This is a genomic window from Hyphomonas sp. BRH_c22 (assembly GCF_000961795.1).
GTDB lineage: Bacteria > Pseudomonadota > Alphaproteobacteria > Caulobacterales > Hyphomonadaceae > Hyphomonas.
On sequence record NZ_LADU01000090.1, the window covers coordinates 45,774 to 61,901 of the forward strand.

15 protein-coding genes are annotated in these 16,128 nt (G+C 62.1%); 10 read left to right on the forward strand and 5 right to left on the reverse strand.

What is annotated here, in order from left to right; genetic code table 11:
• Positions 1-29 precede the first annotated feature (29 nt).
• The 7 genes from VR74_RS12025 (at position 30) to VR74_RS12055 (ending at position 10,017) form a co-directional block, all read left to right on the forward strand.
• Positions 30-2,360, forward strand: coding sequence for a UvrD-helicase domain-containing protein (locus VR74_RS12025; RefSeq protein WP_045697106.1), 2,331 nt, complete (start codon positions 30-32; stop codon positions 2,358-2,360).
• 509 nt (positions 2,361-2,869) lie between these two features.
• A complete protein-coding gene (locus VR74_RS12030) occupies positions 2,870-3,910 on the forward strand; it encodes a rod shape-determining protein (protein ID WP_045697107.1) in 1,041 nt (346 codons plus the stop codon).
• A gap of 37 nt (positions 3,911-3,947) precedes the next feature.
• Positions 3,948-4,835, forward strand: a complete 888-nt coding sequence (gene mreC / locus VR74_RS12035) for a rod shape-determining protein MreC (protein ID WP_299950341.1) — start codon at positions 3,948-3,950, stop codon at positions 4,833-4,835.
• On the forward strand, positions 4,835-5,386 hold the full coding sequence (locus tag VR74_RS12040) for a hypothetical protein (RefSeq protein WP_045697108.1): 552 nt from the start codon (positions 4,835-4,837) through the stop codon (positions 5,384-5,386). Before mreC ends, VR74_RS12040 begins: the two co-directional genes overlap by 1 nt.
• A complete protein-coding gene (mrdA, locus tag VR74_RS12045; protein WP_045697109.1) occupies positions 5,383-7,314 on the forward strand; it encodes a penicillin-binding protein 2 in 1,932 nt (643 codons plus the stop codon). Before VR74_RS12040 ends, mrdA begins: the two co-directional genes overlap by 4 nt.
• Positions 7,311-8,516, forward strand: coding sequence for a rod shape-determining protein RodA (rodA, locus tag VR74_RS12050; RefSeq protein ID WP_299950343.1), 1,206 nt, complete (start codon positions 7,311-7,313; stop codon positions 8,514-8,516). Before mrdA ends, rodA begins: the two co-directional genes overlap by 4 nt.
• An 85-nt stretch (positions 8,517-8,601) precedes the next feature.
• Positions 8,602-10,017 carry a sodium-dependent transporter gene (locus VR74_RS12055; RefSeq protein ID WP_045697111.1) on the forward strand — a complete coding sequence of 472 codons (1,416 nt, stop codon included), beginning with the start codon at positions 8,602-8,604 and terminating at the stop codon, positions 10,015-10,017.
• 31 nt (positions 10,018-10,048) lie between these two features.
• On the opposite strand, the gene pip is transcribed toward VR74_RS12055, so the two are convergent.
• Entirely contained in the window at positions 10,049-11,038 is a 990-nt protein-coding gene (gene pip / locus VR74_RS12060; protein ID WP_045697113.1) for a prolyl aminopeptidase, read from the reverse strand.
• A gap of 112 nt (positions 11,039-11,150) precedes the next feature.
• Between pip and VR74_RS12065 the strand changes: the two genes are divergently transcribed.
• A complete protein-coding gene (locus VR74_RS12065; RefSeq protein ID WP_299950345.1) occupies positions 11,151-11,762 on the forward strand; it encodes a hypothetical protein in 612 nt (203 codons plus the stop codon).
• Here the strand turns inward: VR74_RS12065 and VR74_RS12070 are convergent.
• A complete protein-coding gene (locus tag VR74_RS12070) occupies positions 11,759-12,109 on the reverse strand; it encodes a DUF423 domain-containing protein (RefSeq protein ID WP_045697116.1) in 351 nt (116 codons plus the stop codon). The two genes, VR74_RS12065 and VR74_RS12070, sit on opposite strands and share 4 nt — an antisense overlap.
• The gene (locus VR74_RS12075; RefSeq protein ID WP_045697117.1) at positions 12,106-12,537 is read right to left on the reverse strand and encodes a PaaI family thioesterase; all 432 of its coding nucleotides are present in this window, start codon (positions 12,535-12,537) and stop codon (positions 12,106-12,108) included. Before VR74_RS12075 ends, VR74_RS12070 begins: the two co-directional genes overlap by 4 nt.
• Positions 12,538-12,642: 105 nt before the next feature.
• Here VR74_RS12075 and VR74_RS12080 point away from each other — a divergent pair, with 105 nt between their 5' ends.
• Positions 12,643-13,755 (forward strand): hypothetical protein, encoded by a 1,113-nt coding sequence (locus VR74_RS12080; RefSeq protein ID WP_045697119.1) that lies wholly within the window; start codon positions 12,643-12,645, stop codon positions 13,753-13,755.
• A 12-nt stretch (positions 13,756-13,767) separates the two neighbouring features.
• Here VR74_RS12080 and VR74_RS12085 read toward each other — a convergent pair whose 3' ends face one another.
• Positions 13,768-14,907: an EstA family serine hydrolase gene (locus tag VR74_RS12085; protein ID WP_045697120.1), complete on the reverse strand. Its 1,140-nt coding sequence runs from the start codon at positions 14,905-14,907 to the stop codon at positions 13,768-13,770.
• 89 nt (positions 14,908-14,996) lie between these two features.
• On the reverse strand, positions 14,997-15,698 hold the full coding sequence (locus VR74_RS12090) for a winged helix-turn-helix transcriptional regulator (protein WP_045697122.1): 702 nt from the start codon (positions 15,696-15,698) through the stop codon (positions 14,997-14,999).
• 167 nt (positions 15,699-15,865) lie between these two features.
• On the opposite strand from VR74_RS12090, the gene VR74_RS12095 reads away from it, so the two are divergent.
• Positions 15,866-16,105, forward strand: coding sequence for a tautomerase family protein (locus tag VR74_RS12095; protein WP_045697124.1), 240 nt, complete (start codon positions 15,866-15,868; stop codon positions 16,103-16,105).
• Positions 16,106-16,128 lie beyond the last annotated feature (23 nt).

The following is a 16,128-nucleotide window of genomic DNA, read 5'->3' on the forward strand; positions in this document are numbered from 1 at the left end:
CATGTCTCAATCCCTGCTATACGTTCCCGATGAGTTCCAATCCGAATCGCCTCTCTATCAGCCAGATGGCTGCCGCGCGTCCGCCAGAAGCGGCGGGCGAAGCGGCCTATCTTGCAGGCCTCAACCCGGAACAGCGCGAAGCCGTGCTGCACACCGATGGCCCGCTGCTGGTCCTCGCCGGTGCCGGCACCGGCAAGACGCGCGTGCTGACCACGCGCCTTGCCCATATCATCGCCACGAAAAAGGCCTGGCCGAGCCAGACGCTGACCGTCACCTTCACCAACAAGGCCGCACGCGAAATGCGTGAGCGCGCGCTGAAGCTGATCGGCCCGGACGGCGAGGGCCTGCGCTGGCTTGGCACGTTCCACGCGATCAGCGCGCAGATATTGCGGGCCCATGCCGAGCTCGTGGGCCTGAAATCCAGCTTCACCATCCTCGATACCGACGATCAGGTGCGCCTCTGCAAGCAGGTCATCCAGGCCGAAAACATTGACCCCAAGCGCTGGACACCGCGCTTCCTCGCCAGCCTGATCGATGGCTGGAAGAACCGCGCGCTGACACCAGACCGCGTGCCATCGGAAGACGCCCACCTCTTTGCCGATGGCAAGGGCATCAAATGTTACGAGATCTACCAGAACCGGCTGAAGGTGCTGAACGCCTGCGATTTCGGCGATCTGCTGGTGCACAATATCACCCTGTTCCGCGACAACCCGGATGTCCTGAAGGATTATCACGCCCGCTTCAAATACATCCTCGTGGACGAGTACCAGGATACCAACGTCGCCCAATACCTGTGGCTGCGCATGCTGGCGCAGGGCAGCCACAATATCTGCTGCGTGGGCGATGACGACCAGTCAATCTATGGCTGGCGCGGCGCGGAAGTGGACAATATCCTGCGTTTCGAGAAGGATTTCGCGGGCGCGAAGGTGATCCGGCTGGAACGCAACTATCGCTCGACCCGGCACATCCTTGCGGCTGCCTCCAGCGTGATCAGCCACAATCGCGGGCGTCTGGGCAAGACGCTCTTCGTGGGCGATGACAGCCCGTCCGACAGCGTTGACGCGGAAAAGGTCAAGGTGCGCGGCCTGTGGGATGGCGAGGCGGAAAGCCGCCTGATCGCCGACGATATCGAAAGCTGGGTGCGTGGCGGCGGCAAGCATGACGACTGCGCCGTTCTGGTGCGCGCCTCCTGGCAGATGCGGGCCTTCGAGGAGCGCTTCATCATGCTGGGCATTCCCTACCGCGTGATCGGCGGCCCGCGCTTCTTCGAGCGGGCCGAGATCCGCGATGCCATGGCCTATCTGCGCCTGATCCGCTCGCCCGACGACGACCTCGCCTTCGAGCGGGTGGTCAACGAGCCGAAACGCGGTGTCGGCAACACCACTTTGGCCAAGCTGCAGGCCTATGCGCGGGCCGACGGACGCAGCCTGTACACGCTGACGCCGATGGTCCTGCAGACAGACGAGATCAAGGGCGGGGCCAAACGCGGCCTCACGCAGTTCATCGACCATATCAGCATGTGGCGCGACAAGTATGCGAACGGGCTGCCGCATACCGAGCTGGCCGAAATGATTCTTGAGGAGTCCGGCTATACCGATATGCTGCAGAAGGATCGCAGCCCGCAGGCCCAGACCCGGCTCGACAACCTGAAGGAACTCGTCCGGTCGATGGGGGAATTCGATACGCTGGCGGGCTTTCTCGAACATGTTGAGCTGGTGATGGATGCGTCCAGCGGCGGGGCAGGGGAGGACCAGGTCCAGATTCTCACCCTGCACGGCGCCAAGGGGCTCGAATGGCCGATGGTCTTCCTGCCGGGCTGGGAGGAGGAAGTCTTCCCGTCGCGCCGCAGCCTCGATGAAAGTGGCCTGAAGGGCCTCGAGGAAGAGCGCCGGCTCGCCTATGTCGGCATCACACGGGCGCGTGCCCGCGCCTATATCTCCTTCGTCGCCAATCGCCAGATCTATGGCCGCTGGCAAAGCGTCATGCCGAGCCGTTTCGTTGACGAACTGCCCCACGACCATGTCGATGCCATGAGCGAGACCGGCTTTTCCGGCCTGCCGGGCGGCGAAGAGGCCTTTTCGGGAACGATGGAAGATCTGGGTGCCCGCTCGTCCTATGACAGCCCCGGCTGGAAACGCCTGCAGGAGAACGCCTCGCGCACCCCCTCACGGCCCCCTTCCGACGCCGGTCCCCTCACCGCCACAGCCGGGGGTGCCAGCACGTTCACGGCCGGGTCGCGCGTCTTTCACGACAAGTTCGGCTACGGCAAAGTGGTGTTTTCGGAAGGCAACAAGCTCACGGTCGACTTTGACAAGACCGGCCGCAAGAAGGTCATCTCCACCTTCGTGACAGCTGCCTGAAAAAAGAGCAGCACCGGCAGGAGGCTTGCCAGGGGTGCGACCAAGCCAAAGGCGCCAGTGATGGGCTGGAGCGCGCCTTTTCCAGGGCCAGGCCGATGCTGCGCCTCCTGTATGAACGGCCCCATCCGAACCGCTTCCGAACGGCGCATTCATCTGGCGCTCATCGGGAACCGGGTGCACAAAAACCTGAACTTCTCGGATTTCATGCAGAATCGGAACCGGGCGTACCGGGTCTGAAATCAGCCAAAGTGTTAACAAACACCGCGCCAGCGTTTACGATTGGTGAACGGATCGTTCCGTTAAACTCCCGTGTTCACTGCAGGTTCCGTGGTAAATGCCAATGAATACCGTTGGTTTTCAATGGGTGTACGCATGGTTCCGTTTATCTGCCGCGCGTGCCTTGCATTAAATGGGCGTTAACGGCACATGAGGTATGGGGCTGTGTATAGAATTGCACAATAGTGGCGGATCACCGGTTCGCCACGCATCAGAAAGAGCGCGTAGACGTCATGATTGGTAGCCTTCTCGGCATGTTGTCCACGGACATGGCCATCGACCTCGGCACGGCGAACACACTCGTTTATGTGAAGGGTCAGGGCGTCAAGCTCGATGAGCCCTCGGTCGTCGCCTACATGACCCAGGGCGGCCGCAAGATCGTCTATGCAGTCGGCGAGCAGGCCAAGAACATGCTCGGCAAGACGCCGGTGAACATGGAAGCCATCCGCCCGATGCGCGATGGCGTCATCGCCGATTTCGAAGTCGCCGAGGAAATGATCAAGCACTTCATCCGCAAAGTGCACAATCGGCGCGCCTTCGTGTCCCCCCTCATCATCATTTGCGTGCCCAGCTCCGCCACCAGCGTCGAGCGCCGCGCCATCCATCAGTCCGCTCTCGCGGCCGGTGCCCGCCAGGTCGAGCTGATTGAAGAGCCCATGGCCGCTGCCATCGGCGCCGGACTGCCCATCGACGAGCCAGCCGGCTCCATGGTCGTCGATATTGGTGGCGGCACGTCGGAAGTGGCTGTCCTGTCGCTTGGCGGCATCGTCTATTCGCGCTCCGTGCGCGTCGGCGGAGACAAGATGGATCAGGCGATCGTCAATTACCTTCGCCGCGAACAGAAAATCCTGATCGGCGAAATGTCAGCCGAGCGGATCAAGAAAGAGATCGGCACCGCGATGCCGCCTGAGAATGGCGAAGGCATGGCCCTCACGGTTCGCGGACGGGGCACGCTGGACGGCGTTCCCAAGGAAACCGAGATCACCGAGGCCATGATCGCCGAGGCCCTGCGCGAGCCGGTCACCGATATTATCGATGCCGTGAAGATCGCGCTTGAAGCGATGCCACCCGAACTTGCCGCCGACATTGTCGATCGCGGCATCGTGCTGACGGGGGGCGGCGCACTGCTTCGCAATCTCGACACGGTGATACGCGAGCAGGCACAATTACCAGTGATGATTGCAGATGATCCGCTGAAATGCGTCGTGAATGGCTGCGGTTATGTGCTAGAAAACTACTCGAAAATGAAAACGGTACTGTCTCCGGAAGTCTAGGAAAAGCAGGCCGAAAAACGGCAAGGAAACAAGGCGAATGGCGCGCCTCAGCCGCTCAGGTCAGAAACCCGGCAAGCGCTCAGCAAAGCGTCTGATTCTCTTTGTCTTCATTTTCGGCGCCGCAGCGCTCGTCGTGGCCCAGTCCGCCCCGCAAATCCGCCATTTCTTCGATCCGGTCCGCACGGTTGCGGGTGACCGGCTCGGCGGCAATGACAGTGTCACTCTGTGGGCCCGGGTAACCGGACAGGTCGCACGCGAACGCCGCATCAAGGATCTCGAAGCCGAAGTGCGCGAACTGTCGCGCTACAAAGCCGCCGCCATTTCCATGGCCGAGCGCCTCGAAGCGTATGAGAATATCCTGAACCTGATGGGCGAGCCGCCGGTTCGCGGCGTCACGGCGCGGGTCACCGCCGAAAGCGACGGTCCGTTCGCGCAGACGCTGCTCGCCAATGCGGGCCGTGCCCAGGGCGTCGAGCCAGGCGCGATCGCTGTCAACGAAGGCGGCCTCGTCGGCCGCGTGATTCAACTGGGCGAACTTTCGTCCCGCATCCTGCTGATCACTGATTTCAACAGCCGCGTGCCCGTCATGGGCGAGGTCAGCGGTGTGCGCGCGATCCTGTACGGTGGCCGTGACGGGCTTGGCAGCCTGACCGACCTGCCTGAACGCAGCGGGTTCATCGAAGGCGAGCGTATCCTCACCTCGGCGGAAGGCGGCGCGTTCCCGCGCGGCCTGGTCGTTGGTGAAGCCCGGCTTCTGAGCGGCGAATGGCGTGTCAAATATGGCATGGCAAAGCGCTCGGGCGGGTATGTCCAGATGGTGCCGCCGCCGATGATCGAGGCGCCGGAACCGGTCGCAACCCTTCCTCAGGCAGAAGAGACCGATGCCCCGGCGCAGGCCAGCGCGGCACAGGGGGTGCGCCAGTAATGGCCAAACGCACCTCCGGTCGCCAGCGCAAGAGCCTCTGGTCGCAATCGGGCCCGACACCCCGCCTCCTGTTTGGCGCCTTTGCCATTGCCGCCGTCGGTTTGCTCGGATTGACGCCCAAGACCCTGTTCGGTCTGTCCATCGCCTGGCCCTATGCGGCCCTCTGGGGCGCCGTGGGCTGGGGCCGTGTCGGCCTCTCGCTCCGCCCGATGCTTCTCCTGATCGTCTTCGGCCTGATCCAGGATATCAGTTTCAATGCGCCGTTCGGCTGTTTCGTGATCGTCAACCTGGTCGTTTACGGATTCAGCGCCTGGATCGCCAGCATGTTCGACGTGATGAACGAGCCTCTGGTAGCGGTCGTAGCGCCCGTATTGCAGTTCATCTCGGGATTCCTCGTGCTCTGGCTACTCGCGAGCGCGCTTGAAGACCATGCCGTGCGCGCCACGCCATTGCTGGCAGCGTTGCTGACCACCGGTGTGATCTATGCGATGAGCCACAGGCTTTTCGACCTGGGCCGCACCCCCGGGCAGCAGGTGGGGCAGGCGACATGAGTCACAAGCCCAGCATCGAGGATGATTTCAGCCGCCGCATGATCCTTGCGGCCGGGGCCGGCGGCGTGGTCTGGGCCGGTCTGATTGCGCGCCTGTTCCAGCTGCAGGTCCTGGAAAGCGAGAAATACCAGGCGGCCGCGGAAGACAACCATATCAAGCTGGCCCTGGCGCCGCCCCAGCGCGGCCGTATCCTTGACCGTTTCGGCAAGCCGCTGGCCTCCCACCGCCGCGCCGGACGCGTGTCGATCGTTCCGGAACAGACGAGGGATCCGGCCGCCACGCTCGCAAAGATTGCCGCGCTCATCGAGCTGCCTGATGAGCGTGTCGAAAAGCTGATCAAGGAGATCGCCACCAGCCGGCGCCGCAATGCGGGCTTCGTTCCGGTCATCGTGGCCAATGAACTGACCTATGAGGACTTTGCCAGCATGAACGTGCATGCGGCGGAAATCCCCGGCGTGCAGGTCGAGATGGCGCTGACCCGCTCCTATCCGCGCGGCCGCGACCTTGCCCACGTGCTCGGCTATGTTGCGCGTGCCAGCCAGGATGATCTCGACCGCCTCTCGGTCGGCATGGTCGACGATGAAGCCAAGCGGCTGGAAAAGCTGTTCCGCCATCCTGACATGCGCACGGGGCGTCAGGGCATGGAGCGCTTTGCCGAGGAATGGCTGCGCGGCAAGCCCGGCTTCCGCAAGCAGGTCACCAATGCCCATGGCCGCGTGATCGAGGAGATCCCGGACGAGAAGTTCGCGCCTGTGGCCGGCAAGGACCTCTACATCACCATCGATTCCGAACTCCAGCGCGCCGCGATCGAACGCTTTGGCGAAGAGAGTGGCGCGGCAGTCGTACTCGATGTGGAAACCGGCGATGTGCTGGCCATGGTCTCGACGCCGGCCTTCGACCCGAACGATTTCGTCAACGGCATTTCCGGCTCGGCCTATGCCGCGCTGCGCGACAATCCGCGCTCGCCGCTTTATCCGCGCGCCCATGGCGGCGTCTATCCGCCCGGCTCCACGTTCAAGATGGTGGTCGCAACGGCTGCGCTGGAATCCGGCGCCGTCAAGCCGACGGACCGCGTGCATTGCAACCGCTACTACCATTTCGGCAACCGCACCTGGCACTGCTGGAAAAAGGGCGGTCACGGTTCGGTCGACATGCACAGCGCCATCAAGGGCTCGTGCGACGTCTACTTCTACGAGATTGCCCGGCGAACCGGCGTTGATGCCATCGCCGCGACGGCGCGCAAGTTCGGCTTCGGCGAAGCCTGGACGCTCGGCATGACCGGCGCGCGGGGCGGCCTGGTGCCGGATCCTGAATGGAAACAGAAGGCGCTCGGCGAGCAATGGTATGAAGGCGAGACGCTGAACTTCGGCATCGGTCAGGGACAGCTTGGCGTGACTCCGCTCCAGCTCGCGCTGATGACGGCCCGCATCGCCAGCGAGGGACACAGTCTTAAGCCGAAACTCGTCGGCCTTGGACCGAAGACCGAACAGGATGGCATTCTCGATGCGCCGCTTGACGGCGACATCATGCGCCGCATGAAGGCTGGCATGTTTGGCGTGACGTCCGAAGGCGGCGGTACGGCCTACCGTTCCGGCGATCTTGGCCTTGGCGGGCCGCGCCTCGCTGGCAAGACGGGCACGGCGCAGGTGCGCCGCATCACTCAGGCCGAGCGTGACAAGGGCATCCGCAAGGGGGACGAAATCGAGCGCGAACTGCGCGATCATGCCCTGTTCGTGGCATATGCCCCGGCGGATGATCCGAAATATGCGATTGCCGTCGTGGTCGAGCATGGTGAAGGCGGCTCGTCCACGGCCGCGCCGCTCGCGCGCGACATTCTCCATTTCGCCCTCAAGAATGACAGCCGCCGCAAGCCCGCCTACGGGCAGACGGCCTCTGTCAATACGCCCGGACAAGGCGAACCGACATGAGCCGCGACGGCTATACCGGGTTCAGCCGCGGCGAGGCGCGCACGCGTACGGCCCGCTCGCTCTCGTTCGAGAATGTCGGGCCGCTCGGCAAACTGGCCAAACTGCCCTGGGGTTTCATCCTCCTGATTGTCGCGATGGCACTGACCGGCATCGCGATGCTGTATTCGTCAACGCACACCAATTCGAGCGAAGCCAACCTCTGGCACCTCCAACTGTCTCGCTTCGGGATGAGCTTCGTCGTGATGATTGGCCTGGCCCTGTTGCCATTGTCGCTCTGGCGCACGCTGGCGCTCCCGGCCTATGCGTTCACCATCGTGTTGCTCATCCTCGTCGAAGTAATGGGCGTGACGGGCGGCGGCGCGCAACGCTGGCTGCAGATCGGCCCGGTTGCGGTGCAGCCGTCCGAATTCGCCAAGCTGGCCACCACGATGGCGCTTGCCTGGTATTATGACCGCGTCATCACGCCGACCTCCGGGCGCATCCTCATCCATGTTGGCGCGCTGGTTATCATGCTCATTCCCGCCGCGCTGATCTTCAAGCAGCCGGACTTCGGCACGACGCTCGCACTGGTGGCTTCCGGCGGCGTCATCGTCTTCCTGGCGGGCCTGTCCATGCGGGTCATCCTCGCGGGGATCGCTGCAGGCATCGCGGCCATTCCCGGGGTCTATTTCATACTTGCCGATTACCAGCGCGAGCGGGTCGACACGTTCCTGTCGCAACTGACGGGGGAATCGACCAATGCGCTGGGTGAGAGCTACCAGATCGAGCAGGGCCTGATCGCCATTGGCGGCGGCGGTGTCAACGGCAAGGGTTGGCTGCAGGGCATCCAGTCACAGCAGGATTACGTGCCCGAGCAGCATACAGATTTCATCCTGACAGTGATTGGCGAGGAATTCGGTTTCATCGGCACCGCAACCCTTCTGCTCGGTTTTGCCGTCATTCTCGGCTGGGCCTTCTATTCGGCTTTCCAGTCGCAAAGCTGGTTCGGGCGGCTCGCCTCGGCAGGTGCGGCGGCCACGGTGGCGTTCTATATCGTGTTCAATGTCGGCATGGTCATAGGCCTGCTCCCTGTGGTCGGCATGCCCTTGCCCCTCATATCCTATGGCGGCACAGCCCTGCTCACGACCATGGCCTGCTTCGGCCTGATCCTGGCGGCGCACATGCACAGGGACGAAAAACTGTCCTCGACGGGGCTCATCTGACCCGGTAGCAGAGCCCTGAATTGATTTTTATGCCGCGAACGCTAGGGTCGCGCGAAATCATTTACCCCCGGGGAGAGGGCATCATATGGCAGGCGTCGGTCGCAAGACAGATACGTGGAGTTCGCGTTTCGGATTCATCATGGCGGCGGTCGGGTCCTCCGTCGGTCTCGGAAATTTCTGGCGGTTTCCCTATACCGCCGGCGAAGAGGGCGGCGGCGCGTTCATCGCAATCTACCTCGCCTGCGTCCTGTTGATCGGCCTGCCGCTCCTGATGGCGGAATATGCCATGGGCCGCAAATCCGGCATGTCGGCCATTGAAGGCATCCAGTCGCTCGCCCGCGCCGAGAGCCGGAGCCAGAACTGGGGCATCGCAACCTGGATCGGCACGCTGACAGCCTTTTTCATCAGCACGTTCTATGTCGTGATTTCAGCCTGGCTGGTGGCATTCTTCATCCAGTCATTCGGCGGCTTTTCCGGTATGGACGCAGCAGCGTCCGGCCAGAACTTTGTCGACACGATCGGGCAGGGCGAACATCCGCTGCGCTCGAAATGGTATATTCTGTTCCTGCTGGCCTGTTTCATCGGCGCCAATGTCATCATCGTCGGGCGCGGCGTGAAAGGCGGCATTGAGCGAGCGTCAACCATCCTGATGCCGGCCTTCTTTGTCATGCTGATCGTCGTGGTGATATTCTCGATGACCAATGGTGACACCGCGCGGGCAGCGTCCTTCATCCTCGAGCCCAAATGGGAAGATGTCGGCTTCAAGACCTTCCTGGCTGCCATCGGCCAGGCCTTCTTTTCCATCGGCGTTGGCGTTGGCCTGATGGTGACCTATGGCGCCTATCTGTCGAAAGATACCGACATTCCGCGCTCATCCCTTATCGTCGTGGGGTCTGACACACTGGTGGCGCTGGTCGCAGGCTTCGCCATCTTCCCGATCGTCTTCGCAGCCGGTCTTGACCCGGCCGGTGGCCCCAGCCTGTTCTTCGTCTCCATGCCCGTCGCCTTCGGCGCAATTCCGGGCGGGGCGATCTTTGCATCAGTCTTCTTCGCGCTGGCCCTTTTTGCGGCCTTCACGTCGTCGATTTCGCTCATGGAAGTCAGTGTGTCCTGGCTTGAGGAACGCCAGGGCGTCACGCGTCTGGGCGCATCAGTCGGCATCGGCTTCTCGATGTTCATGATCGGGGCGGCTTACGTGTTCTCGCTCGAATATCTCGACTTCATGGACTTCATGACCGAGGGCCTGCTGCTGCCATTGGGCGGCCTGCTGACAGCGACATTCGCGGGCTGGATACTCAGTCGCGACATGCTGACCTCGGAGCTTGGCGAAGGCACGATCATGAATGCCTGGCGCTTCCTGATGCGCTGGTTCGTGCCGCCATTCATCGCGGTCATCCTGGTGTTCGGTTTCATGGACAAGATCCAGGACCAGTATCACGTGCCACTGCCAGGCGTGTTGACCATGCTGCTGGGCCCCAACTGGGTGCCGCCTGCCGAATAACCCGTGTCCGGCCCCCGGCATCAGCCGGGGGTCACGCCTTTACAGCAGGCAGGAACTGGTCGGCCATTTCGTCCGTGGCCTGAATCAATTTGTCGACAATGCCCGGCTCCATGGACGAGTGACCTGCATCCGGAATGATGTGCAGGTCCGCCCTGGGCCATACTTTTGACAGCGCCCAGGCGGTCGATATCGGCGTCACCACGTCGTAGCGGCCGTGAACGATCACGCCTGGCACATCCTGCAGGGTGCGCTCGGCCTCTTCGAGCAGCCAGGAATCGTGGGCAAAGAAGCCGCGATTGACGAAGTAATGGCATTCGATCCGCGCGAAGGCATCGACGAAATCATCCTCGTTGAAACGCGGCGGCGTGGTCACCGGTCCCTTGATCGACAAGGTCTCGCCTTCCCAGCGGGCCCAGGCCCGGGCCGCCTCGATCCGCGCTGTCTTGTCTGCGCCGATCAGGCGCCGATGGAACGCGGTCAGCAAGTCTCCGCGCTCGTCCTCGGGAATGGGCGCGACGTAGCGGTCATAGGAATCCGGGAACAGGCGGCTGGCGCCTGACTGGTAGAACCAGCTGATCTCGGCCTTCGACACAAGGAACACGCCGCGCAGGATGATGCCCAGCACACGTTCGGTATGGGTCACTGCATAGGCCAGCGACAAGGTCGAGCCCCACGATCCGCCAAAAACCACCCATTGGTCGACGCCAACATGCTCGCGCAGCGTTTCCATGTCGTCGACCAGGTCCCAGGTCGTGTTCTCGCGAAGTTCCGAGTGCGGAGTCGAGCGGCCGCAGCCGCGCTGGTCGAACAGGAAGATGCGATAGCGGGCCGGATCAAAAAACCGTCGCATTTCAGGGTTGGATCCCCCGCCGGGGCCGCCATGCAGCGCGACAACCGGAACGCCGTCAGGATTGCCTGATTCTTCCCAATAGATTTCGTGCAGTTCGGAGACGCGCAAGCGGCCGCTGCGCCGGGATTCGTGCCTCTGGTACAATGTGCGGCGGGTTTGGCGTTTATTCATGCGTTCTTCACTATTTGTCAGCCAGTCTGGGAACTAATACTGGACTTGGCTTATTACCATTCGTAAGGATTATTACGGGTGGGGACCCGATCAGGTGTTTAGGTGGCCATTGATGCGTAGCGTTCTACTGACTGTATCCCTATGCCTTCTTGGCGGTTGTGCAACGGTATCCATGGTGCCGGGCGAAGCAACTGTCGTGAGCGGCCTCTCGCACAATCAGTCGGTCCTGCGCAAGGTTTCCAGTGAATATAGTGACGCCGTTGTCGAAGCTGGCTGGGTTCAGGCTTCCGGCGGCCTTGCAGGCCTTGCTGACACGCTGATCAATGGCCGCGGTGACGCGGTGGAAGATTATGCCGCGCGCATTGGCGCCGGCAAGAACGCACCGTCGCTGGTTCTCTCGCGTATTTCGGCCGACACGCAATCGGCCCGTACGGGCCTGTCCGGTGTCTCGAATGAGGCCATCGCCGTCCTGAAGGATTCGGGCGATGCGACTGCCACCCGTTCAGACGTGATGAGCTATGAGCGCGCGCTCGTGCGTGCCCAGATGGCTTACCGCAATTTCCAGAGTGCGCTCAGCACCGTGGCTTCGCGTCCCGACATGGACATTGACACGGCGCCGGTCGATGCGGAGCTCGCCGATTTTGCAGACACGATTGATGCGGCCCGCAAGACGGCTGACGAACTCGCCGACAAATATGCGTCGCTGAACTCCAAATCGTCCTAACGCCGCGCCGCGCCCGCCGCGACCAGAATCCAGCCTGCCAGGAATGACACGCCGCCAAGCGGTACGACGGCGCCAAGCCAGCGCGGCGCGCCAATCGCCATCGCATAGAGGCAGCCGGAAAACACGGCCGCGCCAAGCAGAAAGGCCCATCCGCCCCGCCGCACAAGCCCGGTGCGGTCTGACAGGGCAATCGCCAGCGCAGCTGCGGCATGGACCAGCGCATACAGCGTCGCTGTATGCCACCAGTCCAGCGCCTTGGCGCCAAGGTCCAGCCCGTGTGCTCCGAACGCGCCCAGCGCCACGCCGGCGAATCCGGTGATGGCGGCGGCAAATGCGAGCCGGTTCATCGTGCGGCCTCCGGCTTGCGGGGCAGGGCATAAGTCACGACTGCGTGGCTCGACGGTTTCTCCGCGCCTTCAATCCGCACGTCCACATCCATGACAGCCAGTGCCTGGCCAATCTTCATCACGCGTGCCTCAGCCACCACGACATCGCCGATGCATGGCCGCAGGAAATTGATGCTGAGATTGCTGGTCACCGTCATCGGCTCGTGACCGGTCAGCGTCATCACCGCCATATAGGCAACCGAATCGACCAGACTCATCTGCGTCGGGCCGGAAATGTATCCGCCGGGCCGCAAATGCGTTTCATCGGCGACCAGACGCATCTTCGCGCGGCCTTCCTCCATCAGGACAACCTCGCTCCGGTTGCCGCTGTTCGGGAAGGCCGCAGCGAGGAATGTATTGGCCTCGTCGGCCGTCAGGCGTGTTGTCATTCGAACGGGCTCCCTTCGCGTCACCCCTTGCTGGGTGCGCCTGCTTCGTCCACCCTAAGCCTGACTGATCACCCGCCAAGAGGTGACGCCAAGGAAGGATATCCCATGCTCAGCGCCGGTGACGAATACCCGATCCACCAGACACCCGAACCCGTTGCCTTTTCCGGCTCCGACCGCAATTTCTACGACCGCTATTTCTTCAATGGCTACAGCGCCGACGGTTCGACATTCTTTGCGGCGGCCATGGGTGTTTACCCGGCGCTAAACATTATCGACGGCGCTGTTTCCATCCTGCGCAATGGCAAGCAGTCGAGTGTCTATCTCTCGCGTCCGCTGAACATGGAGCGCATGGACACGCATGTCGGTCCGCTCTCGGTCGAGGTTGTCGAGCCGCTCAAGAAGATCCGGCTGCGCCTTGAGGAAACCGAGGGCCTCGCGCTCGACGTGGAATTCGAGGGCAGGGCTTTCCCGATCGAGGAGCCTCGCTTCACGCGCCGTCTCGGCTCGCGCATGATGATGGACCTCACCCGCATGACGCAGAACGGCCGATGGACCGGCAGCCTGCGGGTCGATGACACGCGCGTCGAGATCAAGCCGGACGATTTCACCGGTACGCGCGACCGCTCATGGGGTGTCCGCCCGATTGGCGCGCCGGATCCGCAACCGCTGATCCCCGCGCCGGTGCCGCAATTCTACTGGATATGGACGCCGACCAATTTCCCGAACCTGTCCATGTTCTACCATGTCAATCATGATGAGCATGGCATGCCCTGGAACACCCGCGCGGTGATCGTTCCGGATGGTGTCGCGCAGGGCGAAGGCATCCATCTCTCCGATGCGAAGATGAACATCACCTACGCGCCAGGAACCCGCCGCATGGCCAGCGCCCGTCTCGACATGATTGATCCGCAGGGCCGCGCCCACACGGTCTCCTTCGAGCCGATGGGCACATTCCTGATGAAGGGCATCGGCTACGGCCACGACAAGTATCGTCATGGTGCCTTCCGCGGCGACCAGCTCGCCATTGCCCGCGAGGATTTCGAGCCGTCGAAAATGCCATGGCAGGTTCCTGAAAACCTGCACATCCAGGAAATCGTCCGTGCAAGGCATGAAGGACCGGACGGTCTCGGCTCTGAAGGCATCGGCACCTTCGAACAGCTTTTCATGGGCCATCACGCGCCGAGCGGATTCAAGGAACTGCTCGACGGCGCCAAATAGAAAGCGCTTCGCTTAGGCCATCAGGCCGGGCATCGCCTGCATGGCCAGGCTGATTGCCCGCATGTCGCCTGTCGTCGTGCCTTCCATCCGGTTCATCGCATAGGACATCGTCGTGTGAGCCTGCATGTCGATCAGTGCGATGGAGCCGCCATAGCCGCCCCAGAACATGGAATGCTCGTTCAGCGCAGGCGACATCGGCCCTGACAGGCCGAAGCCAAGTCCGTAGCGTACCGGGATGCCGAGAATCAGGTCCGTGCCCTCGATCTGCGGTTCCAGCGCCTTGCGGCAACCGGCCTCGCTCAGGAACTGCTTGCCGCCCGCGGCACCGCCATTGGCCAGGATCGCATGGATCATCGCCACCGCGCGTGCATTGCCCGTGCCGCCTGCAGCCGGAATCTCGGCGCCGCGCCACTCGCGCGTGCGTGTTGCGCTGACATCAATCACCGGATTGGTCAGCGTCAGCTTCTTGGTTTCCGTCATGGTGGGATCGGCCGAAATGCTGCCATCTGGCGGCGGCTTCAATTCGGCCACGCGATTGTCTTCCGCCGCCGGCAGGCCGATATGGAAGTCTGCGGCCATCGGCTCGGCAATCTCTTCACGGAATACGGTGCCGAGCGATTTGCCGGCAATGCGCCGCACAACCTCGCCAACCAGATAGCCTTGCGTGATGGCGTGATAGCCGGCCTGCTTGCCCGGTTCCCATAAGGGCGCCTGCGCCGCCAGCAGGCTCGTCGCTTTTTCCCAGTCATACAAGTCCTCGGTCGTGAACGGCTCACGCCAGCCTGACAGGCCAGCTGAGTGGCTCATCAGATGACTGACTTTCACGTCTGCCTTGCCGCTCGCCGCAAACTCCGGCCAGTATTTGGCAACAGGCGCATCAAAATCCAGTTCGCCCCGGTCGGCCAGCAACAGGGCAGTCAGCGCCGTCATCGTCTTGGTCGTCGAATAGACGTTGACGATCGTGTCCTTCTCCCAGGGCCGTGTGCCGGCGACATCGGCATAGCCGCCCCATAGGTCGACCACGGTTTCGCCATCCTTGGTGACGCAGAAGGAGGCCCCGATATCGGCGCCTGTGTCCAGGTGCGTCTGGAACTGGTTTCGTACGCCCTCAAACTTGTCGCTTGCAACACCCTGCACTTTGGCCTGAATCATCGTCCATCCTCCCGGCTTGTCTTTCGTGCGGGGATCCTATGGGTGCCTCGCGCGCCTAGCAACGCCTGACGGTGGGGCAGGGGTCTGTGTCACCGGGAGGTCAGTTGGTCCGGCAATGGTGCGCGCGCGGAGCCGCCAAATATACTCGGCCGCAGCCAGTCCTTGATGTTCCGCGTCAGGGCAGGATCGCCTTGTACATACAGGTCGCCGGATTTGATGGCGTCACGATAGGTCCGCTCGCCCATCCATACATCATGCATGGTCCGCACCGTGCAGGTGAAATAGACATCCACGTCCTTGCCGGGATTCTTCAAGCAAAGATCAACATTGTCGTCGCGGACCAGCAGCCAGTAATCGCTCTGCTCGACAAGATCTGTAAACTTGAACTGGATCACGCTCTCACTGCCGATAAGTTTGGACGGATCGATACTGCGTTCGAGGTAGAGCATCAGGAAGTCCACATCGAAGTCTTCGTCGAGCACGTTGTGCCTTGCCCAGCACAGGCCCCATTCGCCCATGGCCACCAGAACTGGCAAAAGGGCCTGGCACGCTTCTGTCGGGAAGTATTCGTATCCCTTCTGACCGGTGATCTTGCGGCGGACAATCATGCCTTGTTGCTCAAGGGATTTCAGGCGTCCTGTAAGCAAGGCGGGCGAAATATCCCCTAGTCCGCGCTGCACGACATTGAATCGGGTGGCGCCCATCAGGATTTCACGGATGATAAGGATCGTCCATTTTTCTCCAAGGATTTCCGTTGCCTTTGCGATGGGACAAAACTGGCCGTATTGCATGAGACGCTCCCGAGGCGCTGAAAGACCGGCTGTATGGCTTTTGAAGCTGCTTACTTTACATTCTGAAGTGCTTTGGTTCAATGTCTGAACTATGGCGGCAGGCGAATTGCGCGCATGGATCTCCCGTCACCGGACAATCCGGTTACAATTCAAACAGGAGAATATCAATGCCACTCGTCACGATTGATCTTATCAAGGACGTTTTCTCGCCGGCCCAGAAGGCGGACATTATCAGCAAGGTTACCGAAACCATGGTGGCCATCGAGGGCGAAGCCCTGCGCTCGGTCACCTGGGTCCGTATCAATGAAGTGGAACAGGGCGACTGGGGCATTGGCGGCCAGTTGCTGCGGGCCGCGGATGTGCACGCCATGGCCGCAGCTGGCCAGAAGATCGCCGAGACGGCCTGACACGCAAGAGGGGGCGCCGTAAT

Bases quoted from the DNA above. Each gene is read 5' to 3' on its own strand.
- VR74_RS12025 (WP_045697106.1), top strand. From the start codon at position 30: ATGAGTTCCAATCCGAATCGCCTCTCTATCAGCCAGATGGCTGCCGCG.
- VR74_RS12065 (WP_299950345.1), top strand. From the start codon at position 11,151: ATGCGTAGCGTTCTACTGACTGTATCCCTATGCCTTCTTGGCGGTTGT.
- VR74_RS12085 (WP_045697120.1), bottom strand. From the start codon at position 14,907: ATGATTCAGGCCAAAGTGCAGGGTGTTGCAAGCGACAAGTTTGAGGGC.
- VR74_RS12055 (WP_045697111.1), top strand. From the start codon at position 8,602: ATGGCAGGCGTCGGTCGCAAGACAGATACGTGGAGTTCGCGTTTCGGA.
- pip (WP_045697113.1), bottom strand. From the start codon at position 11,038: ATGAATAAACGCCAAACCCGCCGCACATTGTACCAGAGGCACGAATCC.
- VR74_RS12075 (WP_045697117.1), bottom strand. From the start codon at position 12,537: ATGACAACACGCCTGACGGCCGACGAGGCCAATACATTCCTCGCTGCG.
- rodA (WP_299950343.1), top strand. From the start codon at position 7,311: ATGAGCCGCGACGGCTATACCGGGTTCAGCCGCGGCGAGGCGCGCACG.
- mreC (WP_299950341.1), top strand. From the start codon at position 3,948: ATGGCGCGCCTCAGCCGCTCAGGTCAGAAACCCGGCAAGCGCTCAGCA.
- VR74_RS12090 (WP_045697122.1), bottom strand. From the start codon at position 15,698: ATGCAATACGGCCAGTTTTGTCCCATCGCAAAGGCAACGGAAATCCTT.
- VR74_RS12040 (WP_045697108.1), top strand. From the start codon at position 4,835: ATGGCCAAACGCACCTCCGGTCGCCAGCGCAAGAGCCTCTGGTCGCAA.
- mrdA (WP_045697109.1), top strand. From the start codon at position 5,383: ATGAGTCACAAGCCCAGCATCGAGGATGATTTCAGCCGCCGCATGATC.
- VR74_RS12095 (WP_045697124.1), top strand. From the start codon at position 15,866: ATGCCACTCGTCACGATTGATCTTATCAAGGACGTTTTCTCGCCGGCC.
- VR74_RS12030 (WP_045697107.1), top strand. From the start codon at position 2,870: ATGATTGGTAGCCTTCTCGGCATGTTGTCCACGGACATGGCCATCGAC.
- VR74_RS12080 (WP_045697119.1), top strand. From the start codon at position 12,643: ATGCTCAGCGCCGGTGACGAATACCCGATCCACCAGACACCCGAACCC.
- VR74_RS12070 (WP_045697116.1), bottom strand. From the start codon at position 12,109: ATGAACCGGCTCGCATTTGCCGCCGCCATCACCGGATTCGCCGGCGTG.